General features: G+C 61.4%; 26 protein-coding genes. 20 read left to right on the top strand and 6 right to left on the bottom strand.

Translation table 11 applies throughout. From position 1 onward, the window contains the following. The first annotated feature begins 22 nt into the window (after positions 1 to 22). The gene (locus tag A37A_RS0104745; protein WP_018290385.1) at positions 23 to 1,177 is read left to right on the top strand and encodes a glycosyltransferase family 4 protein; all 1,155 of its coding nucleotides are present in this window, start codon (positions 23 to 25) and stop codon (positions 1,175 to 1,177) included. 13 nt (positions 1,178 to 1,190) lie between these two features. Here the strand turns inward: A37A_RS0104745 and A37A_RS15850 are convergent, their stop codons facing one another. After that, positions 1,191 to 1,964 (bottom strand): HAD family hydrolase, encoded by a 774-nt coding sequence (locus A37A_RS15850; protein ID WP_020494025.1) that lies wholly within the window; start codon positions 1,962 to 1,964, stop codon positions 1,191 to 1,193. A 347-nt stretch (positions 1,965 to 2,311) separates the two neighbouring features. On the opposite strand from A37A_RS15850, the gene A37A_RS0104730 reads away from it, so the two are divergent. The 8 genes from A37A_RS0104730 (at position 2,312) to A37A_RS0104695 (ending at position 9,258) form a co-directional block, all read left to right on the top strand. Further along, on the top strand, positions 2,312 to 2,950 hold the full coding sequence (locus A37A_RS0104730) for a MotA/TolQ/ExbB proton channel family protein (RefSeq protein WP_020494022.1): 639 nt from the start codon (positions 2,312 to 2,314) through the stop codon (positions 2,948 to 2,950). A gap of 29 nt (positions 2,951 to 2,979) precedes the next feature. Beyond that, positions 2,980 to 3,492: a biopolymer transporter ExbD gene (locus tag A37A_RS15845; RefSeq protein WP_018290382.1), complete on the top strand. Its 513-nt coding sequence runs from the start codon at positions 2,980 to 2,982 to the stop codon at positions 3,490 to 3,492. After that, complete coding sequence (locus A37A_RS15840; RefSeq protein ID WP_018290381.1) at positions 3,479 to 4,099, top strand: energy transducer TonB; 621 nt, start codon at positions 3,479 to 3,481, stop codon at positions 4,097 to 4,099. Before A37A_RS15845 ends, A37A_RS15840 begins: the two co-directional genes overlap by 14 nt. Before the next feature lie 58 nt (positions 4,100 to 4,157). Further along, a complete protein-coding gene (locus tag A37A_RS0104715; protein ID WP_018290380.1) occupies positions 4,158 to 5,639 on the top strand; it encodes an anthranilate synthase component I in 1,482 nt (493 codons plus the stop codon). 17 nt (positions 5,640 to 5,656) lie between these two features. After that, positions 5,657 to 6,283, top strand: coding sequence for an aminodeoxychorismate/anthranilate synthase component II (locus A37A_RS0104710; RefSeq protein WP_051076273.1), 627 nt, complete (start codon positions 5,657 to 5,659; stop codon positions 6,281 to 6,283). A 19-nt stretch (positions 6,284 to 6,302) separates the two neighbouring features. Next, positions 6,303 to 7,559 carry a Glu/Leu/Phe/Val dehydrogenase gene (locus A37A_RS0104705; RefSeq protein WP_018290378.1) on the top strand — a complete coding sequence of 419 codons (1,257 nt, stop codon included), beginning with the start codon at positions 6,303 to 6,305 and terminating at the stop codon, positions 7,557 to 7,559. 62 nt (positions 7,560 to 7,621) lie between these two features. After that, positions 7,622 to 8,554, top strand: coding sequence for a dienelactone hydrolase family protein (locus A37A_RS0104700; RefSeq protein ID WP_018290377.1), 933 nt, complete (start codon positions 7,622 to 7,624; stop codon positions 8,552 to 8,554). A 5-nt stretch (positions 8,555 to 8,559) separates the two neighbouring features. Next, positions 8,560 to 9,258 (top strand): biotin/lipoate A/B protein ligase family protein, encoded by a 699-nt coding sequence (locus tag A37A_RS0104695; RefSeq protein ID WP_196799500.1) that lies wholly within the window; start codon positions 8,560 to 8,562, stop codon positions 9,256 to 9,258. 20 nt (positions 9,259 to 9,278) lie between these two features. Here A37A_RS0104695 and ald read toward each other — a convergent pair whose 3' ends face one another. Continuing rightward, positions 9,279 to 10,388, bottom strand: coding sequence for an alanine dehydrogenase (ald, locus tag A37A_RS0104690; RefSeq protein WP_018290375.1), 1,110 nt, complete (start codon positions 10,386 to 10,388; stop codon positions 9,279 to 9,281). A 131-nt stretch (positions 10,389 to 10,519) separates the two neighbouring features. On the opposite strand from ald, the gene A37A_RS0104685 reads away from it, so the two are divergent. After that, positions 10,520 to 11,080, top strand: a complete 561-nt coding sequence (locus tag A37A_RS0104685) for an NADPH-dependent FMN reductase (RefSeq protein WP_018290373.1) — start codon at positions 10,520 to 10,522, stop codon at positions 11,078 to 11,080. 1,000 nt (positions 11,081 to 12,080) lie between these two features. Here the strand turns inward: A37A_RS0104685 and glgA are convergent. After that, a complete protein-coding gene (gene glgA, locus A37A_RS0104675) occupies positions 12,081 to 13,520 on the bottom strand; it encodes a glycogen synthase GlgA (protein ID WP_018290371.1) in 1,440 nt (479 codons plus the stop codon). A gap of 243 nt (positions 13,521 to 13,763) precedes the next feature. On the opposite strand from glgA, the gene A37A_RS0104670 reads away from it, so the two are divergent. From A37A_RS0104670 to A37A_RS0104655, 4 genes are read left to right on the top strand one after another with little or no spacing between them, the layout of a single operon-like run. After that, the gene (locus A37A_RS0104670) at positions 13,764 to 14,738 is read left to right on the top strand and encodes a PhoH family protein (RefSeq protein ID WP_018290370.1); all 975 of its coding nucleotides are present in this window, start codon (positions 13,764 to 13,766) and stop codon (positions 14,736 to 14,738) included. Then, positions 14,735 to 16,378 carry an HD family phosphohydrolase gene (locus A37A_RS0104665; protein WP_020494019.1) on the top strand — a complete coding sequence of 548 codons (1,644 nt, stop codon included), beginning with the start codon at positions 14,735 to 14,737 and terminating at the stop codon, positions 16,376 to 16,378. The genes A37A_RS0104670 and A37A_RS0104665 overlap by 4 nt, the downstream gene beginning before the upstream one ends. A gap of 25 nt (positions 16,379 to 16,403) precedes the next feature. After that, a complete protein-coding gene (gene ybeY, locus A37A_RS15835; RefSeq protein WP_018290368.1) occupies positions 16,404 to 16,703 on the top strand; it encodes an rRNA maturation RNase YbeY in 300 nt (99 codons plus the stop codon). A 3-nt stretch (positions 16,704 to 16,706) separates the two neighbouring features. Next, positions 16,707 to 17,258, top strand: coding sequence for a DNA repair protein RecO (locus A37A_RS0104655; protein ID WP_018290367.1), 552 nt, complete (start codon positions 16,707 to 16,709; stop codon positions 17,256 to 17,258). On the opposite strand, the gene A37A_RS0104650 is transcribed toward A37A_RS0104655, so the two are convergent. Next, entirely contained in the window at positions 17,244 to 19,409 is a 2,166-nt protein-coding gene (locus A37A_RS0104650) for an AMP-binding protein (RefSeq protein ID WP_018290366.1), read from the bottom strand. The two genes, A37A_RS0104655 and A37A_RS0104650, sit on opposite strands and share 15 nt — an antisense overlap. A gap of 99 nt (positions 19,410 to 19,508) precedes the next feature. Further along, the gene (locus tag A37A_RS0104645) at positions 19,509 to 20,615 is read right to left on the bottom strand and encodes a glycoside hydrolase family 3 N-terminal domain-containing protein (protein ID WP_018290365.1); all 1,107 of its coding nucleotides are present in this window, start codon (positions 20,613 to 20,615) and stop codon (positions 19,509 to 19,511) included. 111 nt (positions 20,616 to 20,726) lie between these two features. On the opposite strand from A37A_RS0104645, the gene A37A_RS15830 reads away from it, so the two are divergent. Beyond that, entirely contained in the window at positions 20,727 to 21,044 is a 318-nt protein-coding gene (locus A37A_RS15830; protein ID WP_020494018.1) for an acylphosphatase, read from the top strand. On the opposite strand, the gene metE is transcribed toward A37A_RS15830, so the two are convergent. Beyond that, on the bottom strand, positions 21,015 to 23,339 hold the full coding sequence (metE, locus tag A37A_RS0104635; protein WP_018290363.1) for a 5-methyltetrahydropteroyltriglutamate--homocysteine S-methyltransferase: 2,325 nt from the start codon (positions 23,337 to 23,339) through the stop codon (positions 21,015 to 21,017). The genes A37A_RS15830 and metE overlap by 30 nt on opposite strands. A 117-nt stretch (positions 23,340 to 23,456) precedes the next feature. Here metE and rsmA point away from each other — a divergent pair, with 117 nt between their 5' ends. The 5 genes from rsmA (at position 23,457) to merE (ending at position 26,925) form a co-directional block, all read left to right on the top strand. Then, positions 23,457 to 24,233: a 16S rRNA (adenine(1518)-N(6)/adenine(1519)-N(6))-dimethyltransferase RsmA gene (rsmA, locus tag A37A_RS0104625; protein WP_018290361.1), complete on the top strand. Its 777-nt coding sequence runs from the start codon at positions 23,457 to 23,459 to the stop codon at positions 24,231 to 24,233. A 152-nt stretch (positions 24,234 to 24,385) separates the two neighbouring features. After that, positions 24,386 to 24,760 carry a mercuric ion transporter MerT gene (gene merT, locus A37A_RS0104620; RefSeq protein ID WP_018290360.1) on the top strand — a complete coding sequence of 125 codons (375 nt, stop codon included), beginning with the start codon at positions 24,386 to 24,388 and terminating at the stop codon, positions 24,758 to 24,760. A 13-nt stretch (positions 24,761 to 24,773) separates the two neighbouring features. Beyond that, the gene (merP, locus tag A37A_RS0104615) at positions 24,774 to 25,076 is read left to right on the top strand and encodes a mercury resistance system periplasmic binding protein MerP (RefSeq protein ID WP_018290359.1); all 303 of its coding nucleotides are present in this window, start codon (positions 24,774 to 24,776) and stop codon (positions 25,074 to 25,076) included. After that, positions 25,073 to 26,689 (top strand): mercury(II) reductase, encoded by a 1,617-nt coding sequence (gene merA / locus A37A_RS0104610; RefSeq protein WP_018290358.1) that lies wholly within the window; start codon positions 25,073 to 25,075, stop codon positions 26,687 to 26,689. The genes merP and merA overlap by 4 nt, the downstream gene beginning before the upstream one ends. 11 nt (positions 26,690 to 26,700) lie before the next feature. Beyond that, the gene (merE, locus tag A37A_RS0104605) at positions 26,701 to 26,925 is read left to right on the top strand and encodes a broad-spectrum mercury transporter MerE (protein ID WP_018290357.1); all 225 of its coding nucleotides are present in this window, start codon (positions 26,701 to 26,703) and stop codon (positions 26,923 to 26,925) included. The last annotated feature ends 25 nt before the right edge of the window (positions 26,926 to 26,950 follow it).

Below are 26,950 nucleotides of genomic sequence, written 5' to 3'. Positions count from 1 at the left end.
AAGACCGGGACTCGCTACTAAGATGAAGCGATCTCGAATCGCCGTCGTCAGCCTCTTTTACGGGGAATCGGGAGGCGCTGAGCTCTTTGCGAGCGAGGTGACCGATCGGCTGGCGGAATCGGGGGAATTTGATGTCCACGTCCTGGCCCATCGCTGGAAAGACAGGACCGGCAAGATTGCATTCCATCGCATCGACTTCCGAAAATGGCCGCGATCCCTCCAGAAGTTCTCTCTCTCTCTTTCGGTCCGGAAGGTGGCGGCCGTGGAAGGTTTCGACCTGGTCCACACCCAGGAATTGCTCGATGCGGCCGACGTCGTCACCTTCGGGGCTCCCGTCGCCCTCTGGCCAAAAGTCCAAGGGAAGCGAGGGGTGCAATTGCGAACCGAGGTCGATCGTCGCATCGAAAGACGCCTGCTCCTTTCCAATCGGCTCCAGTGCATCCTGGCGAACTCGAATCAATCGGCGCGGTGGTTGATGGCGGAGTACCCCGAGCTGGCCGGACGGCCGGTCGAGGTGGAGACGGTCTACCCAGGGGTTGATCTCCAGCGGTTTACTCCTCCGAGCCCGAACGAACGTGGGGCAGGCCGAGCGGAGCTCGCTGACCGCTTTGGATGGAATGTCTCGGATCCAGTCGGCCTCTTCGTGGGAAACTACTGGGATCACAAGGGCTTGGGAACCGCGTTGCGCGCGATTCGGATTCTCCGAGGGAAGAGCTGTCCGGTCAGGCTCCTGGTGATGGGGAACGACCGGGAAAGGGCAAGATGGCTTTCGGTGATTGTGGGCCTGGGCTTGGCTGTAACGGATGTCGCCTTTCTTGGGGAGGTCGCCGAGGGGAGAGAGGCCTATTTCAAGGCCTCGGACTTCCTGGTGCTGCTTTCCCGCTTCGAAAGTTTCGGGACCGTGGTTCTGGAGGCTCTGGCTTCCGGGTTGCCGGTCATCCTGAGTGGGCGGGTTCCTGCTCGGGAGATTCTTCCCCAAGATGCTGGGAGCCTGATCGAGGATCCGATGGATTTCCTCGGGGCGAGCGAGGCGATGGAGGAGTGGATCCGAAACCCTGCTGCGAGGGAAAAGCTCGCCTCTCAGGCGGCGCAGGTGGCCAGGGCCTATTCGTGGGAAGCGGCTGCCGAGAAGACGGCGGCGGTCTATCGAGACTGCTTGGCCCGCAAAGGGGAGTGAAGCGGATGCCTTTTCACGAGGCGAACTGGGCGAGCGCCTCGGCGATCCCCTCCGAAGCCGGAAGGCTCGAGAGAAACCCGCCCTGACTCCGCACCCGATCCTTGACCGCGGGAATGGCGTTGACGGGACAGGTCAAGAAGGCGGCGTAGCGGAGATCGAGCATGGGTAGATCGTTGTGATGATCGCCTGCGGCCAGGGTGGCGGAGGCATCCAGGCCGATCTCCTTTTGCACGGCTTCCAGAGCGCTGCCTTTATGGATCTCTCGATGGGAAAAGCGAAAGCCCTCGCAGTTGCGCTGGAGGGAGATTTCCGGAAAGGGAGCGATCCATTCGCGGATCTTCTCATGGATCCGGTCAGCTTCCGCCGCATCCGAGGCCAAAATCTCCAAGGGCGACCATTCACCGCTCTGGTAGACGGCCCTCGTCCGGTGCTTGAGAAAGTCGCGCATCCCCTCCCAAAGAGGGGCCGTGGCCGAAAAAAGCTCTTGGTGGAGATCCGAGCACCGTTGGTTCCAGGATCGGTGGGGAATGGGAAGATGGCGGGCGATCCGATAAACCTCCCGCTCGCCGAGCACGACCCAGTCCGGCCAGCACGGGAAGCGCTGCCGCTCGATCTCGCGCCGCAGACTTTCCCAAGGTCGCCCGGTATTGATCACCCAGGCGACCCCTCTTTGCTTCCGAAGCTGATGGAGGCGAGCAAAAAATTCGGGAGAAACAGAGCGGCCGCCTTCCTCCGAAATCGGAAGCAGCGTGCCGTCGAAGTCGGTGCAAACGATCTGTAGGGTCATGAGTCGCGGCGGCCAGAGGCGCCCGGCCGCCTCTCGGCTTTTAGCACAAGCGGACCGTCCCCAAAAGATGCTTCCGGATCCGATCGATGGGGCCAAAGAGAGGAATTTACATCGCGACGCTTCGATTAGCGATCGGCAACGCACAGGCCCGGAAGGGATTGCGACCGGAAAAAAATGTCACGAAATTGTAACAAGGATTCTCGTCTCTCCCATAGTAGGTTTATTCACAGAAGATATTTCGTTATTTCATTGGCAAGATGATCCTCAGCGCAAAAGCGGCGAGCAGCACCGATAGCCGAACGCGCACAGTCCTGCAGTAGCCGAGGGACGCAAGCAAGGAGTCGAACATGTTGATAGAGCTTTTCCTTAAGGGTGGACCGATCATGTGGCCGATCGCGGTCCTTGCCGTAATCACGGCGGTCGTTCTGGTGGAGAGGGGCCTATTTGTTTTTCAGGCGAGCACCCAAAAGGATCCAAAATCGGTGCGCGCCATATTCGACTCCGTGGAACGAGGCGCTCTTGACGAGGCCGTCTCCGTGGCGAGTCGGTCCAAGGACAGGGTTGCCCAGGTGTTGGCAGAAGGCTTGCGTCATCGCGACAGCTCGCTGACCGAAGCTCTATCCGAAGGGGCGAGTGCGGTGCTCCACCAGTGCCACCGGGGGCTCGTGGTGCTCGACACGGCGGTCACGCTCGGGCCGCTGCTCGGTCTTTTGGGTACCGTCACCGGAATGATGCGGGCATTCAGCCTCGTGGGGGGCGGAGAGCTTGCCGGAAAACAGGCGGCGATCACTGGCGGGGTTGCCGAATCGCTCCTGGCGGTCTGCTTTGGCTTGGGGGTGGCGATCGCGGCGATCGTGCCGCTTAACTTCCTCAATGCTCGGGCGGAGCGTGTCCGTAGGGAGGTCGAAGCCTCCGCGACGCGGCTGGAGATGCTCCTGGCTCGAAAGAGCCGGGAAGGGGCCCTGATGCTCGATCGGGTTGTCTAGGGAGGCGCTTCCGAGGGAGAAATTGTTCCATGCGCGTTGTTCTGCAGGATCGCCATCGGCCGAGGCTTGAGATCATCCCGTTCATCGACGTGATGTTCTTTCTCTTGGCCACCTTCATGATCGTCTCGCTTTCGATGACCAAGAATGAGGCCATCTCGATTCGTCTGCCCCAAGGAACGACCACGGTGGTCCAGAACCCCAACGACCAGATGATCGTGACGGTGTTGGCCAACGGGGATTATTCGATCGGACAGGACAAGGTGCCCGCTGCGGGGATCGGCCAGAAGCTCGCGGCGCTGAAAGCCGCGAATCCCGACCCCAAGATTTTCGTCACTGGGGAATCCGACGCTCCTTTCGAGCGCGTGATCCAGGTGATCGACGAGGGGCGCAAGCTCGGAATCAGCCGGATCGCGATCCAGACGACCAAGCCGAAGCCCAGTGGGCAACCGGTTGCTCCGTCTCCATCCGGTCAAGCGGTGCAGTCACCGATCCAGCCACAACAACATGGTGCAGGGGAGGTGGCGAACAATGGAAAGAAATGACTGGTTCGGCTATCTCTTTTCCGTACTTTTCCACGCCACGCTCCTGTTTGCGGCGGGCTTCTTCTTCATCCAGCGGATGGAGTATGGGATGCAGGCGGGGAATGCCTCGACGGAAGTCGATCTTGCCGAGCCTCCGTCCCCTGAGCCGCCAGCGCCTGAGCCTCCCCCGCAGGAGCCTACTCCGCCCCCTCCCCCTCCTCCGGAGGAAATGGCCCTTCCCACTCCGGAAGTGAAGCCGGCTCCTCCTAAGCCGCCTGTCCTCAAGCCGCGGCCGGTAGCACGGAAGTCCTCGGCGGCGCCCGGTGTCCCTGGGGTGCCTTCCAAGGGAGTCCAGATGGCCGTTCCCGATTATTTACGGAATCCTCCTCCTTCGTACCCGGCATCCGCAAAAGCGGCAGGTCATCAGGGACGAGTGGTCCTGCGGGTCCATGTCACCGCGGACGGGAGGGCCGAGTCGGTCGACCTTCTCCACAGTTCCGGCTACAGCGAGCTTGACGAGTCGGCGCTCAATGCGGTTCGCCACTGGAGGTTCCGCCCCGCCCGAATGGGGCCGGTTGCGGTGCCGATCAATGCGGATGTCCCGGTGAACTTCGTCCTCAAAAAATAGGGCGGGCCGCAGGATCGCGAGCCTTGTGCTTTGGAACGCGCGTGGGTAGCGTTGGCCGGTGATCAAACCGGATAGGAAGCTGTTCCTCGATTTAGCGAAGAGGGGCAATCTCATTCCCGTCTACCGGGAGATCGTTGCCGATCTCGATACACCGGTTTCGGCCTTCGCCAAGCTCGGCGCAGACCGCGCGTTCGGTTTCCTCCTGGAATCGGCGGAAGGAGGGCGCTTTGGTCGCTACTCCTTTCTTGGAGTCGATCCACTCCTTGTGCTGACGGTACGGGCAGGGCGGATGCGCATCGATCACCGGGGGGGGCGGACCGAAGAGGCGGATTGCCGGGACGACCCGTTGCGTGAGCTCGAGCGGGTGATGGGCCGGTTTCAACCCGTCTGCCTCGAAGCGCTGCCTCCCTTTAGCGGAGGAGCCGTGGGATTCCTCGGGTATGAGGGGGCAACCTACTTCGAACCCACCGTCCCTCGGGCTCGGCGCGCCGACCTTGGCACGCCGGATCTCCTCTTTCTCCTGACGGATACGGTGATGGTCTTCGATCACCAGGAGCGGAGGATCAAGCTCATCGCCTATGCGTGGGTCAAGGAGGATCCCGAGGCGGCCTATGCCGAAGCAGTCGGGCGTCTGGATTGGATGCAAGGCGCACTCAGCCACGGGGTTCAGCGGCCTTCGCTCCTTCGTCCGGAGTCGGTGGCGGATCTCTCTTTCACGGCCAACCTGAAGCCGGAGGAGTATGTCCGGATGGCGGAGAGGATGGCCGAGTATATTCGCGCGGGAGATGTTTTTCAGGTCGTTCCTTCGCAGCGACTCGAGGTTCCATTTGCCGGGGATCCTCTGGATCTCTATCGGGCGCTGCGCTTGGTGAATCCCTCTCCCTACATGTTTTGCCTGCGTCTAGGGGAGTTTTCCCTCGTCGGCTCTTCTCCGGAAATCCATGTTCGTTGCCTGGAAGGAAAGGCTCTCATGCGACCGATTGCAGGAACCCGCCCTCGACCGGAGGATCCGCGTCAGGAGCATGCTGTCATCGAAGATCTCCTGGCCGATCCCAAGGAGCGGGCCGAGCATGTGATGCTCTTAGATCTGGCGCGCAATGACTTGGGCCGCGTCTGCTCTTATGATTCTGTTCATGTGGCCGATTTTCTCGTCGTGGAGAAGTACAGCCATGTTCTGCATATCGTTTCCAGCGTGGAAGGCCAGTTGCAGCCGGGAAAGAATTCCTTCGACGTGCTTCGTGCCACCTTTCCAGCCGGGACCGTCACGGGCGCGCCGAAAGTCCGGGCGATGCAGATCATCGCGGAACTCGAGCCTACCGAGCGCGGACCCTATGCGGGCGTGGTCGGCTATTTCGGGTTTTCGGGGACTCTCGACTCGTGCATTGCGATCCGGACCGTCCTCCTCCGGGAAGGGAAAGCATTCCTTCAGGCGGGAGGGGGCCTTGTGGCCGACTCTACCCCGTGGGGAGAATATCGCGAATCGCTAAGCAAAGCGAAGGCTGGGCTGAAGGCCCTTGCTCTGGCAGGCTCCCTCCGTTAGCGTGGATGGCGGTAAAGATGCTCTTGGTGATCGATAATTACGATTCATTCACCTACAATCTCGTCCAGTACTTCGGGGAGCTTGGCGAGGATCCCGTCGTCTTTCGCCACGATGCCATCGACGCCGAAGGCGTTGCTCGCTTGTCTCCGGATTGGATCGTTCTTTCCCCAGGGCCGAAGACCCCGAGGGAAGCGGGCATCTGCTGTGAGGTGATCCGGTTGCTCGGGGCCCGGATTCCGATCCTCGGGGTCTGCCTGGGGCATCAGTGCATCGGGGAAGTCTTCGGTGGGCGTGTCGTTCGCGCTTCCCGATTGATGCACGGCAAGACCTCACCGATCCTCCATCGAGGCCAAGGAATCTTTTCCGGAATTCCCTCGCCATTCGAAGCAACGCGATATCACTCGCTTTTGGTGGAGCGGGAGAGCCTTCCCGAATGCCTGATAGTCACGGCGGAAAGCGACCAAGCCGAGATCATGGGTCTGCAGCATCGCACGCTGCCGATCCATGGCGTGCAATTTCATCCTGAATCGATTTTGACTCGGGAGGGGAAACGGATTTTGGAGAACTTTCTCTCCCTACGTCCTGATGCGCGCCGCATCCGGCGGGCAAGGCCGGGAAAGACGCCGGCGGAATCGACCCGGTAAGTGGAAATGGCCTCTGCGCATGCGTTTTCTTCTGGATAACCCCACCTTTGCGATGGCCTGCCAGCAGTTCGATCAGGCCGCCGATCTCCTCGAACTTCCCCAGAACTTGAGAGAGAGGACGAAGTGGCCGAAGCGCCTGGTGACCGTGGCGATTCCCGTCCGAATGGATTCTGGGGAGGTTTACGTTTTCAGCGGGTATCGGGTCCAGCACCATCTCTCCTTGGGGCCGACCAAGGGGGGAATTCGCTATGCTCCCAGCGTCGACCTCGGAGAAGTGGCAGCGCTTGCCATGTGGATGAGTTGGAAGTGTGCTCTGATGCAGCTTCCCTACGGAGGCGCCAAAGGGGGCGTCGCCTGCGATCCGGCGATGTTGAGCCGGCGGGAGTGCGAGGCATTGACGCGGCGGTATACCCAAGAGCTCATCTCCTTTATCGGTGCTCGATCGGATATTCCCGCCCCGGACCTGGGAACGGACGAACAGATCATGGCCTGGATGATGGATACCTACTCCACCCATGCCGGCTTTGCCGTGCCGGAGATCGTCACCGGAAAGCCGGTCCCGATCGGCGGATCTCTCGGACGGAGGGAAGCTACGGGAAGGGGGGTTGCCTTCCTGGTCAACCGGGCAGCCGAAATCTGCAAGCTTTGCTCGCCCCTGCGCGTGATCGTGCAAGGTTTCGGCAACGTGGGCTCCCATGCCGCCCTTGAATTGGTTCGGACCGGATCGAGGGTCATCGGCGTTTCCGACCGGACCGGAGCAATTCATCGTGCCGGCGGAATCGATCTCTCCGCGCTGCGGCAGCATGTGGCTCGCCGTGGAGGAGTCCAAGGGTTTCCCGAGGCCGAGCCGATCGACGACCGGGAGATTCTGCTTCAGCCGTGCGATGTACTCATCCCGGCCGCCGTGGAACGGATGATCACCGGTGAGATTGCCGGAAAAATCCAATGCCGCATTCTGGCGGAAGGGGCCAACGGCCCCACGACGCCCGAAGCGGACAAGGTGTTGGCGGAGCGACCCGAGGTCTTTCTCTTGCCGGACATTCTCTGCAACAGCGGAGGGGTCGTTACGAGCTATTTCGAGTGGGTGCAGGATCTGCAAAGCTTTTTCTGGTCGGAGCGGGAGGTGTATGACGCGCTCTACCGTATCCTCGAGCAAGCGCTTTCGACGATTCTCAAGCGCGCGGGGAGGGAAAAGAGCTCCATGCGGATGGCCGCCCTGATGATCGGGATCGAGCGGGTGGCGGAGGCCAAGAGGCTTCGAGGCCTCTTCCCCTGATTCCTCTTTTTACTTGTGCAAGAGCGACATCGTGGGATGCTTAAAATAGTTCATGTTCCTGCATGACTCTCTTGATGGTGCGTGGTCTCTCCTTTTTTTTCTCGGTTAGCGTCCTCTTCTTGATTGTTGCTTTCGGTCAGGAGGGAGCAGAGCGTCCAGAGGTAGCGACGAATCGAGCGGGAGAATCCCCCTCTCTCCCCCCAGCCGCTCTCCCAGCGGCTCCGGCCCCACCGGTCGTGGAAACGGCCAAGCCTGCCCTTCGTGGGGCGATGGTTCGATTGAGCGATTTTGGGACCGACGACGTGGCCTATCTGTCGATTCCCGACAGCCCTCCGGTTGGCGCGGTCGTGCTGGTGCCCGGGATGTGGGGTTTGGATGATCGGATCAAGCTTTGTGCCGACCGATTGGCGCGCCAGGGATTCGTCGCGCTCGCCGTGGATCTCTTCAACGGACAGGTGCCGACTGACACGCGCATGGCCGCGGACTTGGAACGGAGTCTTCGCGGAGAGTCGTCCTTCCGCGTCATCCGAGCGGGCATCCGGTTCGTGCGGGAGAGCCCGCGATTCCGGACGGACCGGGTGGCGTTGATGGGTTGGGAGATCGGTGCGGGCTTTGTGCTCGAACTGCTTTTGACCGAGAAGGGGATCGACGCCGGAGTCTTGTTCTACGGTCCTCTCGAGCTCGATCGTGGAAAGCTGGCGAAGCTCAAGGCTCCGGTGTGCGGGCTCTACGGCGACCGTGACCCTTCGATTCCAAAGGAGGAACTCCTTCGCTTCACCAAGATCGTGGAGGAGGAGCACAAGCCCTTCGACTTGCATGTCTTCCCCGCGGGAAGCAGTTTTGTTGATCCGCGCAGTACGAGCTTCGATCCGGTCAGCGCGGAGGCGGCGTGGAACATAGCGGCGCACTTCCTCGATCGCCATCTAGCAGAAGGCGGCGACAATAAGAAGGATGGCGGGTGGCGCGATCTCTTTCGCATGAGCGAAAAGAAATGAGGAGCATGACGGAGCCGCTCGTCCAGATGGCCGGCGGAACGGGGTGCCGCTGGCGGCTGCTGCGGCATGGTCCGGGAGGACGGGCTTGGAACATGGCCGTCGACGAAGCGCTGCTCCGTTCCTCTTCGACTCCCGTCCTTCGAATCTACGAATGGGAGGGAAAACCAGTAAGCATCGGCTACTTTCAGAGTTGGGCGGAAGTGCCGGGTGACCGGCCATTTGTTCGCCGCTGGACCGGGGGGGGGCTGGTTGATCACGCCGCCGACCTGACCTACACGGTGATCGTCCCGCGCAGTCATCCCGTAGCTCGACTTTCGACATTGGATGCGTATCGGCTTTTCCATGCAGCTGTTTGCCAGGCCCTGCTCTCGCTCGGGTTTTCCGCCGAATTGGCCGCCGAGAGCGGACCCGAACCTTCTGCCCGATGCTTTGCCCGCCCGGTCCGCTTCGATGTGATGGCGGGAGGCGCGAAGGTCGCCGGTGGCGCCCAGCGGCGGACCCGCGAAGGGCTTCTTCATCAGGGCAGTATCCTCTGGTCTACGGCGGCCGATCCCTCTCGGATCGCTTCCGCTCTTCCTCAGGGGTTCGCGGAAGTGATGGCAGCCGACCTCGTTGAGGAGCGGCTTTCCGAGGAGGAGTTTCGGCTCGCCCGACAGCTTGAGCGGGAGCGTTACGCGACCGACGAGTGGAACCGGCAGCGGTAAAGCCGGGTTGCGTCGCGGGATCAGCGAAGGATCATCTTCGGATCGATCGCCTTCCAGCTAAATGCCTCGGCGACGCCTGGGCAGCTGACTTCGCCGCCGATGGTGTTGATCGCGGAGCGGAGGTCCGCATTGGTTTTCGCGGCGGCTACGCCTTCCGAAGCGAGGATGAGGATCCACGGGAGGATCGCGTTGGTAAGCGCGAAGGTGGAGGTTCGTGGGACGGCTGCGGGAATGTTGGTCACCGCGTAGTGGAGGATACCGTCCACGGAGAAGACCGGATCGTCATGGGTCGTGGGATGTGTCACCGTCTCGATGCAGCCGCCTTGATCAATGGATATGTCCATTACGACCGATCCACGTCTCATCTGCTGCACCATTCCGCGGGAAACAATTTTCGGCGCTCGAGCACCGGGTACGAGAACCGCTCCGATCACTAGATCCGCCCGCTGGAGTTCCTCTTCCAAGTAGTACGGGGTGACCACGGCGGTGCGGATCCGGCCGCCAAAGAGGTCGTCGAGAAATCGCAGGCGAACGGAGTTATGATCGAAAAGGAGAACTTCCGCTCCCATTCCCGCGGCGATCCGTGCCGCCTGCGTGCCCACCGTGCCGCCTCCGACGATGATGACGCGCCCGGGCGGGACGCCGGGCACTCCGCCAAGCAGGATCCCCGACCCCCCTTGCGCATTTTCCAGGAAGTGCGCTCCGGCTTGGACGGCAACCCTTCCCGCGACCTCGCTCATGGGAATGAGCAGGGGCAGGCTCCCGTCGGGGAGCTGCAAGGTCTCGTAAGCGAGTGCGGTGACTCCTTGGGAGACCAGGGCTTCCGTCAGGGATCGGTTGGCGGCTAGATGCAGGTAGGAAAAGAGAAGCAGCCCGTTCCGAAAAAACGGGATCTCGGACTCGACCGGTTCCTTGACCTTTACCACGAGCTCGGACAGCCAGCAGCTTTCCCAATCGCCCATTTTTGCCCCAGCCCGCTTATACTCCCCATCGGAGAAGCCGCTCGAGAGCCCTGCTTCCGTTTCGATCGTTACCGCGTGACCGGCCTGCACGAGCGCGTGAGCGCCGGCAGGGGTGAGGGCAACTCGATTTTCTCCTTGTTTCCGTTCCTTTGGGACGCCGATACGCATGGTTGCGGTCCTTTCGGTTGACGGCAACAAAGCAGTGCGGTCGTCTGTCGACAAGTTTTTTTGCTGCTTGCCCTTGAGAGATTGGCGCGAGCTTGCCTTTCCGCAAAAAACTCCCTCACGATGATCGCGACGTGATTGCGATCCTGATCGGAACGAATCGATTGGGAAGCCGGACGAGGCTCGTCGGCGCCCATCTGATCCGTTTGTATGCCGAACTAGGAGAGGAGACCCGTCCGGTCGACCTAGGACTCCTGCCGAACGAGGTGGGCAGCCCTCGCGCTTACGCCAGCAGGCCCATGGCAGTCAGCCGGTTTGCGGCGCTTTTGGAAGCGGCAAGCGGCATCGTGATCGTTCTCCCGGAATACAACGGGAGCTTTCCCGGCATCCTGAAGCTCTTTTTCGATCTCCTTCCGCACCCCAGCCCTTTGGAAGGCAAATCCATTTGCCTGGTGGGCGTGGCGCGCGGCCGCTTTGGCGGTCTGCGGGCGGTCGAGCAGATGCAGAACCATCTGCTCTACCGAAGGGCCCACCCCTATCCCTATTCCGTTTTGCTGCCGGACGTCGGCCTGCTGCTCGCAGAAGCCGCGAGGATCCAGGATCCGGCTTCGATCAAGCGCCTGCGCGAGCAGGCGGAAGGATTTTTGTGCTTCGTCGCGAGCCTTACCTCCGGGGGAGGGAACCAAGAAGGGTAACCGCCATTTCTTGTGCGCCGTGAAAAGGGTGCATCGCCCAGTGGGGAGGGAGTGATCTCCACCCGGCAACTATTGCTCCAGCCGGAAGCACTCGGAGCGGCTACTGGTGGTAACGCCAGCGGTCGAAGCCTCTGGGGGAAAAGGCCCGGGAAGCGGGTCAGCGAGCAAGCAGGCCCTAAGGAAAGTGAACGCTGAACAAAGCCTCGAAACCGGCAATGCGGACGCCGAGCTCGTGAGAGAGAAGCGAAGGCCGTTGTCTCCCTGGGAAGGAGAGCCAATACGTGCACTGGGGAGAGCCGCCGGGGGGTATTGGGCGAGGGGCATGCGGGCAAAGGACGATGCATCAACACGGGAGGCCCAGCTGGCCGGGGAGCTCGGGTTGGCCCCGAGCGGACCGACCGCTGCCCTGCGAGGGGCCGAAGCGGGACCAGGTGGGAGTCGGATAGGTCCCATACTACCTGTGAGCTCGGAGAAAGTCCGAGGGAGGGAAGGGGCCTTAGTTCAAGGGAAACGTCGGAAGGAGCGAGAACGGAGAGTGGCGGTACGCCTACAACCTCCCTTGCGTGTTCGGGAAGCTCCAGATGACGTTGCAGGAGGAAAGCGAAGGCAAGTTCGACCTCATCTCCCTCGGGAGATGTACGTGGAGCTTACCGTGGGCATAATCCTGCGCCAACCTTGTCCGGAAGCCGAATGCGGGAAATCCGCCTGTTCGGTTTGATGAGCGGGGAGTGGAAACGGCCGATAGGGAGAGAGATACTCAGGCACTGTCATACCGAAAGGGGCAGCTCCCGCTATGGCTCTCCTACGTCGCACCGCGCCACTCCTCGACTCCACACAAATTTCGTAGCCGAGGCGCCGCAAATGGGCTTGGATGCGAGGCGAGGCGCCGGTTTTCCACCGGAGCTGTATGACGACATACTGCAAGGATGGAAAACCAAGCCCAACGAAGCAGACAAGCCCATTGTGCAAGCCGCAGGAGAAAGCTTGTGAGAAATGGCGGTTAATCTCTAGCCGCGCTGCCGATCAGCCGCTGGTAGATCTCCTCGTAGGCAGCAGCACTTCGTTCCCAGGAGAACTCTTGGCGCATGGCCTCCTGGCGCATCTCTCGGAGAGAGGGAGGGTCGCGATAGACCTCTTTTGCCCGCCGGACGGCCTCGGCAAAGGCGCTCGCGACAGGTGCCTGGAAGAGAAACCCCGTTCCTTGTCCAGCAACCGGATTCCACGAGGTGATGGTATCCGCCAACCCTCCGGTTTCGCGAGCGATGGGAAGAGTTCCGTAGCGAAGAGCATAGAGGTGGGTGAGACCGCATGGCTCGAAGAGGGAGGGCGTGAGCAGGAAGTCGGCCCCGGCCAGGAGGAGGTGGGCAAAGGCCTCGTCAAAGCCGATGCGGACCGCGATGCTTTGGGAGAAGGCGCGGGCCAAGCCCAGCAGGCTCTCCTGCAAAGAAGGGTCGCCTTCTCCCAGCACGATGAGGCGGCTGTCTTCCTGCCGGAACTCGTCGATGATTTCGATAAGAAGCGGAATGCCTTTTTGCGCAGTGAGCCGGGAGATCAGACAAAAGAGCGGGGCGTCGGACGGCTCCCAGCCAACCTGCTTGGCGACCAGGTCCTTGGAGAGATGCTTGGCGTCCGGATTGCCTGCGGAATAGCGGGTGGCCAACCTAGGGTCGCTGCGCGGATCCCATCGGGTGTAATCGGCCCCGTTGAGGATCCCGGAAAGCTTGTATTTTCTTTCGTGCAGGACCTCGGCGAGCCCGCAACCGAATTCCGGCGTTTGAATCTCCCGAGCATAGCGTGGACTCACGGTCGTCAAGCGGTCGGAAAAGACGATCGCAGCCTTCAGGCAGTTGATATGCTGGTGAAACTCGATTCCGGCGGGAGAAAAGTAGCTTGCCGGCAGGTTGGTTAAGGGAAAGTCCAATCCCCAAAAGTTTCCCTGGTAGGCGAGGTTGTGAATCGTGAAAAGCGTTCGGAAAGGAAGTCGTCCGGCGCGAACGAAGACCGGAACGAGACCGGTATGCCAATCGTGGAGATGGAGAATCTCTGGGGTCGGCTGCACGTGTTGGGCGAGCAGCGGAATGATCTTGGAGAAGAAAAAGAAGCGGCTCGCGTTGTCGGCGTAATCCGTTCCCGGAGGGCCATAAAGGTAGGTTCGATCGAAGAACTCCTCCTTTTCGACCAGGAAGACGCGAATGTCCCGGTCGGTCCGCCCTTCCCAGATCCGGGCACTCTGCAGGGAGAGGCCCAAGGGTGCGCTAAGGACTAGATCGGTGGGGCGCAGCTCCGGGAGGGTTTCTCGGATCGAACGGAAGAGGGGGAGAACGCAGGCAACCGAGTGCCCCCTCCGTCGCAAGGCAGCGGGGAGGGCCGCCAGCACGTCGGCCAGTCCGCCCGTCTTTGCGTAGGGGGAAAGCTCGGTTGCGGCAAAGAGGAGGTTCATTCGACGGTGGGTCGCAGGCTGCCGCTTCGGGAGGAGAGGACCGTCGGGCAGCCGATTTCGGTTTGCACGAGTGCGGGCTTGAAGATAGGCTAATTGTGGATAGATAGATCGTATCGAAATGTCAAAGGCTTGCGCCTTGGGTCGGGAAATTCGCGATCGTCATCCCTTAGTTTCGTTTTGTTCGGCGAGACCTTTCAGGGGAGGCGGACAAATGTCTTGCGGAGGCTCTAGCGCGCAGGAACGATGACTCGGGAAACCCTTGCGTTCGGCGGCCCGAGGGATGTGGTGGCGATCCTCGGAAATGAATCGAAGAATGTGCGCATTCTCGAAGAGGCTTTTTCGGTGAAAGTGACTACGCGGGAAGGGTGGATCCGCATCGAGGGCGAAGCAGAGGGAGTCGCAAAGGCGACACAAGCCTTCCGACAGCTCGAGGACGCTCGCCATCGAGGAGTGAATATCGGGAAGCAGGAGTTGCGATATACCGTGGATGTCATCGGACGCGGAGATGGGGTCGATTTGGCGACGTTGCATCGGCAGGGCTTGCGTCCCTCCAACCATGGGGCGTCGATCGTGGCGCGTACCCCGAGCCAACGCGCCTACGTGGAGGCGTTGCGCTCCCATGAGCTTGTCTTTGGGGTCGGCCCAGCGGGAACCGGCAAGACGTACCTGGCAGTTGCCGCGGCGGTGGAGGCGCACCGGGCCCAGGAGGTAGAGCGGATCGTACTCACGCGGCCTGCGGTGGAGGCGGGGGAGGCCTTAGGGTTTCTTCCCGGGCAAGTGGAAGAGAAGGTCCTTCCCTATCTGCGGCCTCTTTACGATGCACTGGAAGAGATGCTCCCTCCCGAAGAACTGCAGCGTTACCTCAGCCGCGGCTGGATCGAGATCGCCCCTCTGGCGTTCATGCGAGGCCGGACGTTGGCGCACTGCTTCGTGATCTTGGACGAAGCGCAGAACACTACACCGGAGCAGATGTTCATGCTTCTCACGCGGATGGGCCCGGATTCTCGCTGCGCGATCACTGGAGACCCTACGCAGATCGACCTTCCCCGCGGTCGGCAATCGGGTTTGTTGGAGGCGATCTCCGCCCTAGAGGGGCAGCAGGGGATCTCGATCTGCGAATTCACGGAACAGGATGTACTTCGTCACGATCTGGTGCGGCGGATCCTGGAAGCCTACCGCAGGCATCGGGAGCAAGCAGGGCGGCAAGCGAACGCATGAGCTTTTTCGAGCGCTGGCGGCTAATGCGCAAGGGACTGGCCTGCGGCCGGTCCCGCAAGGCGGCGAGTGGCCCAAAGTGGCGGGAGAGGTTGGAGAAGGACCAACGGGTTCGGGGGTTGCTCTTCCTGCTCTTCACGGCCCTTGGCATCGCCTGCGGCAGCTGGTCTCACTCGCATCCAACCTACTCGGTCGCTCTGCTGACGGTTGTTCTCTCGGCGGGAATCTTGATCCCGATGCGGATCGGGCTTCCGGAGCTCTTCCAGAGCAATTCCAAGCTTGCGCTGGTATTGGCCGCCGTCCTCCTCCACCTGTTTGTCGGTAAAGCCATCTACCTCTGGTCAATGCATCAGCCGGGGGCGGAATTCGGCGCTCTCTACTTTTATGTTCCCACCGCCCTGGCCCCTCTGCTGACGACCGCGCTTCTCGGGGCCTTCTCCGGACTCTTCACCGTTTTTGCATCCTCGCTGTTCAGCGCAGTCTTGATCAGCCAGAGCATTCCTCTTCTGGTGAACAATCTCGTATCGGGCTTTGTGGGTGTCTACATGACCCAGCGGGTCCGTCGTCGCCGAGACGTCATCCAGGCGGGAATGGCGGTGGGCGTGGTCAGCCTCGCCTGCGCCATGGCCTTCGGGTATGTGGGCGAAACGGAAAGCGATGTGCTCATTGCACAGGGTGCCTGGAGCGTAATTGAGGGCTTTGCTGCCGGAGTCCTCGTCAATGCGATCCTGCCCTTCTTGGAGGAGCTCTTTTGCGTGAACACCGATTTCACCTGGATTGAGCTTTCCGACCTAAATCATCCTTTGCTGCGGCGTCTTGCGAGCGAGGCTCCCGGAACTTATCACCATAGCCTCATGGTGGCGAATCTCGCGGAAGCGGCGGCGCAGACCGTGGGAGCCAACTCGGCCCTCTGTCGGGTGATGGCCTATTTTCATGACGTGGGGAAGCTTGTGAATCCTCAATATTTTGCGGAAAACATCGATGGGGAAGGGAATCCACACGATAGGCTCTCGCCTTCCTTGAGCGCGTTGGTCATCGTCTCCCATGTAAAGGACGGGATGGAGTTGGCTCAGCGCCATCATTTGAGACGGCCCATTCTGGACGGCATCGAACAACATCATGGCGATTCTCTCGTCTACTATTTTTATCAGCGGGCGCTTCGGACGATCGAGGACTGCAAGGCGGGAGTCCGTATTTTGGGAGCCTCGGAGAAGGATGTGCCCGGATTTGACGAGAGCCAGTTTCGCTATCCGGGGCCAAAACCGCAGAGCCGGGAAACCGGGATTCTCATGCTCGCCGATATCGTGGAAAGCGCCTCTCGCAGCCTGGAGAGACCTACCACCCAACAGATCGAGCAGATGGTGTGCGAACTCGTTTGGCGAAAGCTGGCCGACCATCAACTCGACGAATGCAATCTCACGCTCAAGGAGTTGCGATCGATTGAAGATAGCTTGAGGTTCAGCTTGAAGACCATGCTGCATAGCCGTCTTCGATATCCACAGAGAAAGCCCGATGATGCCGAAGCTCTGCGTCTTCAACCATCAGCGGCGGGTGCGCCTCTCCCATCGGGCCTTGCTACTTCAGTGGCAGATGGCTCTTCGACAGATCCGGACGCGAGGCCGGCCCTTGCCGCCGAGCATTGAACTCTCCCTAATCTCTTCACGAGCCATGGCGGCGTTGCACGCCGAATGGATGGGGGAGCCGGGGCCGACCGATGTCCTCTCTTTCGATCACGGTGAGGTACTCCTCTGTCCTTGGGTTGCCGAAAAGGAAGCGCCCCGCCACAATCTGACCACGGAAGAGGAGGTGCTTCTTTATGGGATCCACGGGTTTCTTCATCTGGGAGGATGGGACGACCAATCCCAAGGGGACCGGGCGGCGATGGAGGCGGAGCAAGCGCGCGTTTTTGCGCTCGCTCGGGGAGCCGTTTCCCGCTCTAATCCCGGAAATTCCTCGCGGGAGCGCTGAACGATGGATCGGGAGCGGCAAACGGAAGGCATCCTCTTGCGGCGGCATTCCTATTCCGAGAGCAGTTGGATTCTTGGTTGGATGACCTCCGACCTGGGTTGGATCCAGACGGTGGCAAAGGGCGCAAAGAGATGGCCGGGTTCCTATCGGGGACCGCTCGATCTCTTCTACCTCTGCGAGATTGCGGTGCTTGTGCCTCGGACGGGAGATCTCCACCTCTTTAAGGAGGCGCGGGTGAGAAATCCCTTTTTGTCCCTTCGGAGGAACTGGGCCACCTTCTCCTGCGCGCAATATTTTGGCGAGCTGGTGGGGGGATCTGTGGAGCGTGGGAGTCCTTTCCCGAACCTCTACGAATTGCTGCGCAAGGCCCTCAGTTACCTGGAAGCGCATCCGCCTTCCCTTGCCCTGATCGAACGCTATGAGCGCCGCCTCCTGGAGGTGAGCGGGATGCGGGGAGGCGGTCAGCATGCGCTGGGCGATCTCCTGGGTGGCGGTGCTTCTCGGCTTTTCGCAACCAGGCATCGCCTAACCGAAGCGGTTCTATCCGGCGCCTAACGGTTCGTCCGATGGGCGGAATTCCTCTTCCTCGGCGAGCGCGATTTTCCGAAGCGTTCTAAAATCGATCTTACCCAGCGGGGTTTTCGGAATTTCTGCTCGTAGGATCACCTTTCGCGGGCTCCAGAGCGAAGAGAGCCCCTGCGCGACGAGCTTGCGGCGAATGGCCCATAGGGTCAGAGGCCGATTGGAAAAAAGAACGAGCTCTTCTCCCCGCTTCCCATTCGGAATGCCGACGACCGCGACTTCAAGGCCTTCTCCGAGTTCCGCGCCGAAGGCGTTATGGATGGCTTCTTCCACGGTTCCATGAGGAACCATCTCCCCGGCAAGCTTGGAAAAACGGCTGATCCGCCCCTCGATCTGGAGAAAGCCATCTTCGTCGACGCGTCCAATATCCCCGCTCAGGAGCCAGCCGGCGGAGAGGGCGCCTTGGGTGCGAAGGGGATCGTCAAGATATCCGCAGAAGATATTGGCTCCTCGGAAGCAGAGGATGCCTCGCTCGGAAAGAGAAAGGTCGTCTCCAGTTTCCGGGTGCCGGACTCGCACGCTGATTCCTGGAGCAATGCGACCGACGGTTCCTGGACGGTTGCGTGCGCTGTAAGAAGCGGTGCCCACTGGATGACGGAGATCCATTAGGTTTGTGGAAACGACCGGGGAGGCTTCGGTCAGGCCGTAGCCTTCGCAGACCGGGGTGCCAAACTTCGCTTCAAACTCTGCCCGCAACGCTTGCGAAAGCCTTTCGGATCCGACGATCACCAGGCGAAGGCTGCGTAACTGATTCCGGCCGGACTTCCGGAGAAGCGTTCGCAGGAATGTGGGCGCGGTGATGAGAAGGTCGATCCGGTGGACCTCGATCAGTTGAGCAAGCTTCTCGGCCTCCATCGGGCTCACGTAGGTGATTGCGTGAGGCCCGCCCATCAATGGCCACCAGAGGGTGGCTGTGGCGCCGAAGCTGTGAAAGACCGGTAGGCAGGCCAAGATTCGCTCAATCTGGATCTGACCGAGAATCGCCTCGATCTGGGCCACGTTGGCCAGGAGATTGCGGTGGGAAAGAGGCACCCCTTTGGGGTCGCCGGCCGTGCCGCTCGTAAAGAGAAGAGTCGCCTCCCGGTCCCCGCCACGGAGAGGAATGCCGGTCAGGCGAAGGGCGAGCCTAGTGGGGAGGTATGCTCCCAGGAGGCCATCGCGGAGGAGGGAGAGACGCGGGAAGCCCAATAAGAGCTTTCGGAGGTCGACCGTCCGATTCGTCCACGGAAAATCGGCTAGCTTCGCCTGGATGGCTTCAGCCGTGAGGATCATCCGCAGACCGGAATTTCGGATGGCAACGGCGTTCGACGTTCGTCCGGCGGTAAAGTTCAGGTTGACGGGGGTCTTTCCGGCGAAAAGGCAGCCCAGATTCGCTACCGCAGCGCCAATGCCGGGGGGCAAGACGAGTCCGACTCGCGGCTCGGAAACAGAGCGGCGCAGCCATCGGGCAAGGCCCAGTCCGGCAGCGAGCAACTTCGCTCCGGTCAGTGCCCGACCATCTTGGAAGCCGTCGGTGAGGACGATACGCGAACGTGCTTGGCGCAGCGTCAGGAAGCAGGCCAGGGCGAGGCTTCCGTCGATCTCCGGCCTGCTGGAAAGCGCGCGCTCCCCGAGGTCGTACCAACCCTTGATCAGCCAATCGAGAGACGAAATGGGTGTCGGACCGGGAGGGCCGACGTAGACAAGGGAGGATTCCCCAGGCCCAATGGACTCGAGAGCCCAGCGGCGAAAGAGCGGGATCCATAGCAGGTCGATCCACACGGGGCACACTGGTCCTGGATAACTCTCGAAGACCTTTCGGAAGGCTGGATTCGGTAGGCGGACGGTGTGATCGGGCTCCGAGCGGATCTCATCCATGAGCGCGACCAGCTCACCGGATTCCGTGCGCTCGCGGATCCACCGCGCGATGCAGGGAGCTTCTTCTTCTTCAAAAACGCTGCCTCCGCTGCGGCGCAACTCCGCAATCTCTTTGCCCGAAAGACCGGTCGCTGGAACCGCCCAGAGAAGGGGTCGGGGAGAGTCAACAGCCAGGGTGAGAAGAGACTCTTTCGTCGCACCCGCAATCGCCAGGAGACAGCCGGTCGAAGGGAGCCATTCCTGTCCGAGCCAGCGGGAAGTCGACATGGAGGGGCGGCAATCGTGCACGAAAACGCTATAAATAGCAACTACATTGCCGCCGCGCGACGACGAAGCTTTGAGAAGAGGAGTTCCGGATCGCTTTCTTCAATAGGTTTCGACAGGGGAGCGCTTCGCGTGATCCCGCGTTGGTTCACTGGCTTTCTCAGGCGAGAGGGAGTCCGCCCGCAGCCTGCCGACATGAACGTCGAGGTCGACGAAACGTTCAAAAGAAAAGGGGAGAGGTGCGGCTAGCCGCTCGCGCAAGCTTTCGATCCGTCTCTCGGCCGGCGCACGGACGGCATCGGGCAAGCGGGCCAAGCGCTCGGCTACTTCCCTAGCGAACTGCGGCCGATGGCAAACCAGCAAGAGATCGCTGCCGGCGCGAAGCGCGAGCTCGGCGGCATCGGGAAGCGAGTAATGATTGGAGATCGCGCCCATATCGAGATCATCGGTGACCACGACGCCGGGATAGTCCCATTTCTGCCGGAGAATACCCCGGACGATGGCCGGGGAAAGAGAACTGGGAAGGCCCGAAGGATCGAGGGTCGGACAGCGGACGTGCCCGACCATGAGCGAGTCGCAAACCGGAAGAAGCTTGCGAAAGGGCTTCCACTCCTCCGCCTCAAGCTGAGCGGGATCCCGATCGAGTGTGGGGAGAGTTTCGTGAGGATCGACGCGTACGAAGGTGTAGCCAGGAAAATGCTTGCCGCAAGAGAGAATCCCCTCGGTGCGCATCGCTTCCAGGAAGGTGGAGGCCAGCCGGGAAACTTCGTCGGGATTCCGGCCATAGCATCGATTCCGAAGAGAGTTGTCCGCCTCGGCATCGATTTCGAGATCCAGAACTGGGGCGAGGTTCCAGTTGAGTCCGAAAAGACGGAAAAGCTGGCCGGTCAGCGTTCCGTGGCGCCGAATCAGGGAGGTGTCCCCCCGCTCATGCAAATCGCGAGCGCTGGGTGGTTCGTTCCCAATCTGCCGCAGGCGCGAGACGCGTCCGCCTTCCTGATCCATGGCAAGGAATGGGGGGAAGGGCAAAAGCCGCCGCAACTCGTCCAGGAGGGCGCGAAACTGTTCCGGAGAACGGAGATTGCGAGCGAAGAGGATCAGGCCGGATGGCCGAACAGCCTCGAGGATCTCCCGCGTGGCCGAGTCGACTTCCGGGCCGGGTATCCCCAAGATCAGAAACTTTCCGCCTTCGGCTAACGAAAGGGCCATGAGTTGCTGGACCTCCTACGCAAAACATTGTTCTTTTCGTGTCCACAGCGGTAGATTAGGCGACGGATCGTGGCTCGCGAGCGGAAGATTGCCCATCTCCGATGTTCCGGCATGAGGAAGCGGTTGCGTGTTATCTACTCCGGCACGGTCCAAGGCGTCGGTTTCCGGGCCACGGTAGCGCGCCTTGCGCAGGACCTCTCTGTGGAAGGGGCCGTCTGGAACCGCCGGGACGGCCGAGTGGAACTCCTCGTCGAAGGAGAGGAATGCGCCATTCATCAGTTGCTGGATCGAGTCGAGGCGGCTCATCTTGCTCCATGGATCCAATCGATCGACTCTGCTTGGGAAGAGCCTACGGGAAAACTTCGCGGCTTCGTCATCGCCAGGGAAGAGGAGTTTCCCTCAGGAGACGGATTCTCCCTTTTCCGCTAACTGTTTTCGGACCCTCCTGGCCGCTTCTACCATGTGGCGCAAGGAGGGGACCACCTCCGCGGCGTTCCTCGTCTTCAGTCCGCAGTCGGGATTGACCCAAAGGGCAGCGGCGGGAAGAACCGTCAAGGCGCGTCGAATCCCTTCGGCAAGCTCTTCCGTCGAGGGGATGCGAGGCGAATGAATGTCCCAGACGCCGGGCCCGATCTCATTGGGGTAACGGAAGTGAACGAAGGCATGGAGCAGCTCCATGCTGGAACGGCTGGCCTCGATCGAAATCACGTCGGCATCCAGGGCTGCAATCGCGTCGATGATGTCGTTGAACTCCGAATAGCACATGTGCGTGTGGATGGTCGTCGAGTCGGCCACGACGCTCGCGCTGAGGCGGAAGGCTTCGACCGCCCAGGTGAGGTAGGCAGGCCAATCGGCCCGTCGCAGAGGAAGCCCTTCCCGCAGCGCCGGTTCGTCGATCTGAATCGCCGAAAGGCCGGCTTTTTCCAGATCGGCAACCTCGTCTCGTATCGCTAGGGCGATTTGACGAGCCGTGGTCGCGCGGGGCTGATCGTCGCGAACAAAGCTCCATTGGAGAATTGTGACCGGTCCGGTCAGCATCCCCTTCATCGGCTTTTGCGTCAGCGACTGAGCGAACTGCGACCAGCGCACAGTCATCGGCTTCGGACGGGAGACATCGCCGAAGATGATGGGGGGCTTGGTGCAGCGGGAGCCATAGCTCTGCACCCATCCTCCTTCCGTGAAGGCGAAGCCGGCCAGCTGCTCTCCGAAGTATTCCACCATGTCGTTGCGCTCGAATTCGCCATGCACGAGGACGTCGAGGCCAATCTCTTCCTGTAGATCGACGACCTGCCGGATCTCTCCTTCCAGGAAGGATTCGTATTCCGTCGTTGTAAGCCCGCCGGCTCGCCATCGCGCCCGGGCCTTCCGCACTTCGGCGGTCTGGGGAAAAGAGCCGATCGTGGTAGTGGGAAGCAGCGGCAACGGACTTCGGCCACGCTGCGCCTTTCTACGCGCCGGATAGGCGCTCTTTCTCTGGAGATCGAGAGGGCCAACCGCAGTCACTCGCTGGGCGACCGCGGGATCATGCACGCGGTTGCTCTGCCGACGCGATTCGAGAACCCGCCGGTTTTCCTCGAGAGCGGATAACGAGGCCGGGTCTCGCAGCGTCAGCCGCGCCAAAAGGTCAACTTCGCGGAGTTTTTCGTAGGCGAAGGCAAGCCAACTGCGCAATTCCGGATCGAGGCGCTTTTCTCCTTCCAAGCTCACGGGTACATGCAGCAGGGAGCAAGAGGGAGCAAGCCAAAGGCGCTCCTGCCCGACTGCCGCTAGAGCGCGCTCGATGGAGCGGAGAGATTCGGCAAAGTCGTTTCGCCAGACGTTTCGTCCGTCGACGACCCCCAACGACAAGATCATGTTTGGGGGCAGCGCGCTCAGGACACTTTCCAGCTCCGAGCCCGCCCGCGTTGCGTCCCAATGCACGGCGTCGACCGGCAGGGAGAAGGCTGCCTCGAGGTTATCCCGCAGCGGGCCGAAGTAGGTGGCCAACAGCAGCTTGAGATTCGGGGCCGCCGACCGGAGTCCGTCGTAGGCAACGCTCAGCGCCTTCTGGAAGGAAGGCGGAAGATCGAGGACCAAGGTGGGTTCGTCGATTTGGATCCATTCGCATCCCAGCTCGGAGAACCGCCGGAGAATTTCCTGATAGACGGGAAGAAGGGCCGGAAGGAGTTGTGCCGCATCCTCGTTTCCTTCGACCTTGGAGAGCCGCAGAAAGCTGATCGGTCCCAGCAGGACCGGCTTTGCCGGAAATCCGGCCTGCCGGGCTTCGAGGAATTCGGCGAATGGTTTTTGGGAGGAAAGTTGGAAGCTCTGCCCCGGCTTGAGTTCGGGAACAATATAGTGATAGTTGGTATCAAACCACTTCGTCATCTCCATGGGAGCAGGGCCTTGGGTGCCGCGTGTCTGCTCGCGTTCCAGCAGTCCTCGTGCCATGGCAAACAGCTGATCGATGGAAACCTCTCCGCCGACAGAACCGAATCGGGGCGGGACCGCGCCCACGAGCGCCGAGGTGTCCAGGACATGATCGTAGAGGCTGAAGTCGCCAGTCGGGATCCAGCGGATCCCCGCCGCCTTTTGACGGGCCCACGCCTGCCGCCGAAGCTCCGAGGCGACCTGCAGGAGAGAGTCAAGCGCCGCCTCTCCTTTCCAGTACGACTCGAGCGCGCGCTTGAGCTCGCGATTGGGACCTATCCTGGGATAACCTAGGTTGTGGGTACAAAGCTCCATAAATATGGCCCTTAACAGAGCGGGCCGAGAATCGCAAGGAAGGTTTTCGTGCCTTCGAGCGAGAGGCGGCGCGAAGGAAGGGGCGCTCCTGCCCGGGAAGGGGAGCCGGGAAGAACGATGAACATTCGGAAGATCCGGGAACAACTTGCCGGGTCGGCGCTGCGCCCGCAGCGGCGATTCGGGCAAAATTTTCTCCATGATTGGAACCTGGCCTGTTGGATCGTGGACTGCGCCCTCCGAGGGCTTTCTTCCCCTTGGCGCATCTGGGAGGTCGGACCTGGCCTGGGGGTTTTGACGAAGCTTCTCTTGGGTAAAGGGGCGGAGGTCCGAGCGGTAGAAATCGACCGCGGCCTTGCGGCGATCCTGCGCGATCGCTTCCAGGGGGAGGCCGACTTTCATCTCTGCGAAGGGGATGTGCTTCGGGCGGAATGGCCCGAACCCACCCGCGACTGGGTTTTGATCGGCAATCTTCCCTATTCGATTTCCGGACCGTTTCTCGCCTCCCTCTTCCGCCATCGGACGCCATTCCGCCGCATCGTGGTGACGCTCCAGCGAGAGGTAGCGGAGCGACTCGTGGCTGCGCCGCGGCACTCCTCCTTCGGCAGCCTTTCCGTAATGGGGCAGTCCTTCTATCGTATCGAGATCCGGAAACGATTGCCTCCGTCGGTCTTCTATCCCAAGCCAAGGATCGACTCTGCCGTGGTTTGGCTAGAGCCGCTCCAGGCGGCTCCGGTGAGCTCGGAGGATCGAGAAGAGTTCTGTGGCTTCGTGCGCCGGAGCTTCCTGCATCGTCGGAAGTGTTTGGGGAAGAGCTTGGGTTGCCAGGAGAGGAGACGTCCGGAGGAATTGGGCGTCGACGAATGGGTGGAAATCTGGCAAACGCTTCGAGGCTGACTGCCGGGAGTCCCCACAAGGATGGTCCTCGTCAAACTCCCGCAACCGAATGATTCCCTGAAGAGTGAAGGACGATGCTCAGTCCCTCTGCTTCCGGCTCCATGATCCTTGACGCCGTAGTTTAGTACGGAGTTAGCGTTGAGAGCGTGAGGATGGAGTCCGGAAAGGAGAAAGCCGTTTCGGAAGGGAAGGGAGGTCGCCGTGCGTTGGCGGCGGCGGGCATCGCCGCTCTCCTCGCCTCGGGCTGCTGCCTTGGACCGCTGGTGCTGGTGGCGCTTGGTTTCTCCAGTGCCTGGATTGGCAACTTGACCGTGCTGGAGCCGTATCGGCCGATCTTCCTCGGCGTGGCTCTGGTGGCGCTTTTCTTTGCCTGGCGGGCCATCTTCGGTTCGGCAACCTCCTGTAAGGCCGAGGAAGTTTGCTCGGCACCGCAGGCCGCTAAGGTCTACAAGATCCTCTTTTGGCTCGTGGCCGCTCTTGTTTTGGTTGCCCTCGGGTTTCCTTACGTTCTGCCACTCCTCCCATGAAAAGGAGACTGTGATGAACCTCGAAATGACCAGGAAAAAGCTGATCGCCCTTACCGCCTTGGCTCTAGTCATGATTTCCCTGGCGTGGGCGTCGACGCAGAGCACGACGATGTATATCCCCGGGATGTCCTGCGGCGCCTGCCCGACGACGGTGCGCACCGCTCTCAAACGGGTGCCCGGCGTGGAGAAAGTGACCGTCGATCCAGGCAAAAAGATCGTGACCGTCACCTACGACGATCAAAAGACCAACGTAGACGCGCTGAAACGAGCGACCAAGAATGCAGGTTACCCTGCCGGCGAGAAGGAGAAGAAGTGATCGCCCCCGTGGCTCCTTCCATCCCCCTCACCCTCCCAATCGAAGGGATGAGTTGCGACTTGTGTGCCGAGCGGATACGGCAGGCTTTGGAAAAGGTGCCCGGTGTTCGCTCGGTGTCGGTCTCCTTTCCGCAGCGACGGGCAGAAGTCGTGGCGGATGGAGCGGAGACTCGGCAAGCATTGGTGGCCGCGGTGACCAGTCTTGGATACCGGGAGGGGGCTTTGAGCGTGGCGGTGATCGGAAGCGGGGGTGCGGCGATGGCGGCGGCCCGGAAAGCGGTCGAGCGGGGGGCGCGCGTCACGCTCATGGAGCGCGCCACCATCGGCGGCACCTGCGTCAACGTTGGCTGCGTGCCTTCGAAGATCATGATTCGCGCAGCCCAGATTGCTCACCTCCGCCGCGAAAGCCCGTTTGACGAGGGCCTGCCACCCACCCCGCCGGCGATTGTACGGGAACGGCTGCTGGCGCAACAGCAGGCGCGGGTCGAGGAACTGCGCCATGCCAAATACGAAAGCGTCCTGGCCGACAACCCGGCCATCCGGGTGCTGCATGGCGAAGCGCGGTTCCAGGACGGTCACAGCTTGATCGTTCGACTCAACGAAGGCGGTGAGCGCACGGTGACATTCGATCGCTGCCTGATCGCCACCGGGGCGAGTCCCGCCGTGCCGCCCATCCCCGGCCTCGGGGACACACCATATTGGACCTCGACCGAGGCGCTGGCGACCGACACCCTCCCCGAGCGTCTGGCCATAATCGGCTCGTCGGTGGTGGCGGTGGAATTGGCCCAGGCCTTTGCCCGATTGGGCAGCCGGGTGACAATCCTTGCGCGCAGCACGCTGCTCTTCCGTCAGGACCCGGCCATCGGCGAGGCGCTGACAGCCGCTTTCCGAGAGGAAGACATCGAGGTGCGGGAGCATACCCAGGCAAGCCAAGTCGCCTATCGGAACGGCGAGTTCGTGCTCACCCTTCCCGATGGCGAACTGGTCGCCGACCGGCTGCTGATCGCGACCGGCCGCAAACCGAACACGCAGAGCCTCAACCTGGAGGCGGCCCGCGTGGCTCGGAATCCGCAGGGGGCCATCGTCATCGACGCCAGCATGCGCACCAGTGCCCCAGGCATCTACGCGGCCGGCGACTGCACCGACCGGCCGCAGTTCGTCTACGTCGCGGCCGCCGCCGGGACCCGCGCGGCGATCCATATGACGGGCGGGGACGCGTCGCTGGATCTCACCGCCATGCCGGTCGTGGTGTTCACCGATCCCCAGGTCGCCACCGTGGGCCTGAGCGAACAGGAAGCCCATGTCGCCGGCATCGAGACCGACAGTCGCACGCTCACTCTCGACAACGTGCCGCGCGCCGTCGTCAACTTCGATACACGGGGTTTCATCAAGCTCGTGATCGAGGAAGGCTCGCGCCGGCTGATCGGCGTGCAGGCGGTGGCGCCCGAAGCCGGGGAGTTGATCCAGGCGGCAGCGCTGGCGATCCGCCACAGAATGACCGTGGAGGAACTGGCGGAGCAGCTCTTTCCGTACCTGACGATGGTCGAGGGGCTAAAGCTTGCAGCGCAGGCGTTTCGCCAGGACGTAAAGCAGTTGTCCTGCTGCGCCGGCTAAAGTCGGGGAAGATGAGCGCGAATCCGTCGGAACGAAAGCGCTTCACCGGCTACCTGTGGGCGGGACTGGCCGTGATGACCTGCCCTTGCCATTTGCCGATCCTGGCGATTGCTTTGGCGGGAACGACCTTCGGTGCATTTCTCTGGGATCACGAAGGAATCGCCGCTTTCGGATTGAGCGGCCTCTTTCTTCTTTCCGTGCTGCAGGCATGGCGAGCGTTCCGCAAAGGATCGTAATCTTTTTGCCGGATGGCTTGGATTG

The organism is Verrucomicrobium sp. 3C, assembly GCF_000379365.1.
Lineage (GTDB): Bacteria > Verrucomicrobiota > Verrucomicrobiia > Methylacidiphilales > Methylacidiphilaceae > Methylacidimicrobium.
This window is presented reverse-complemented; position numbering and strand designations above follow the sequence as displayed.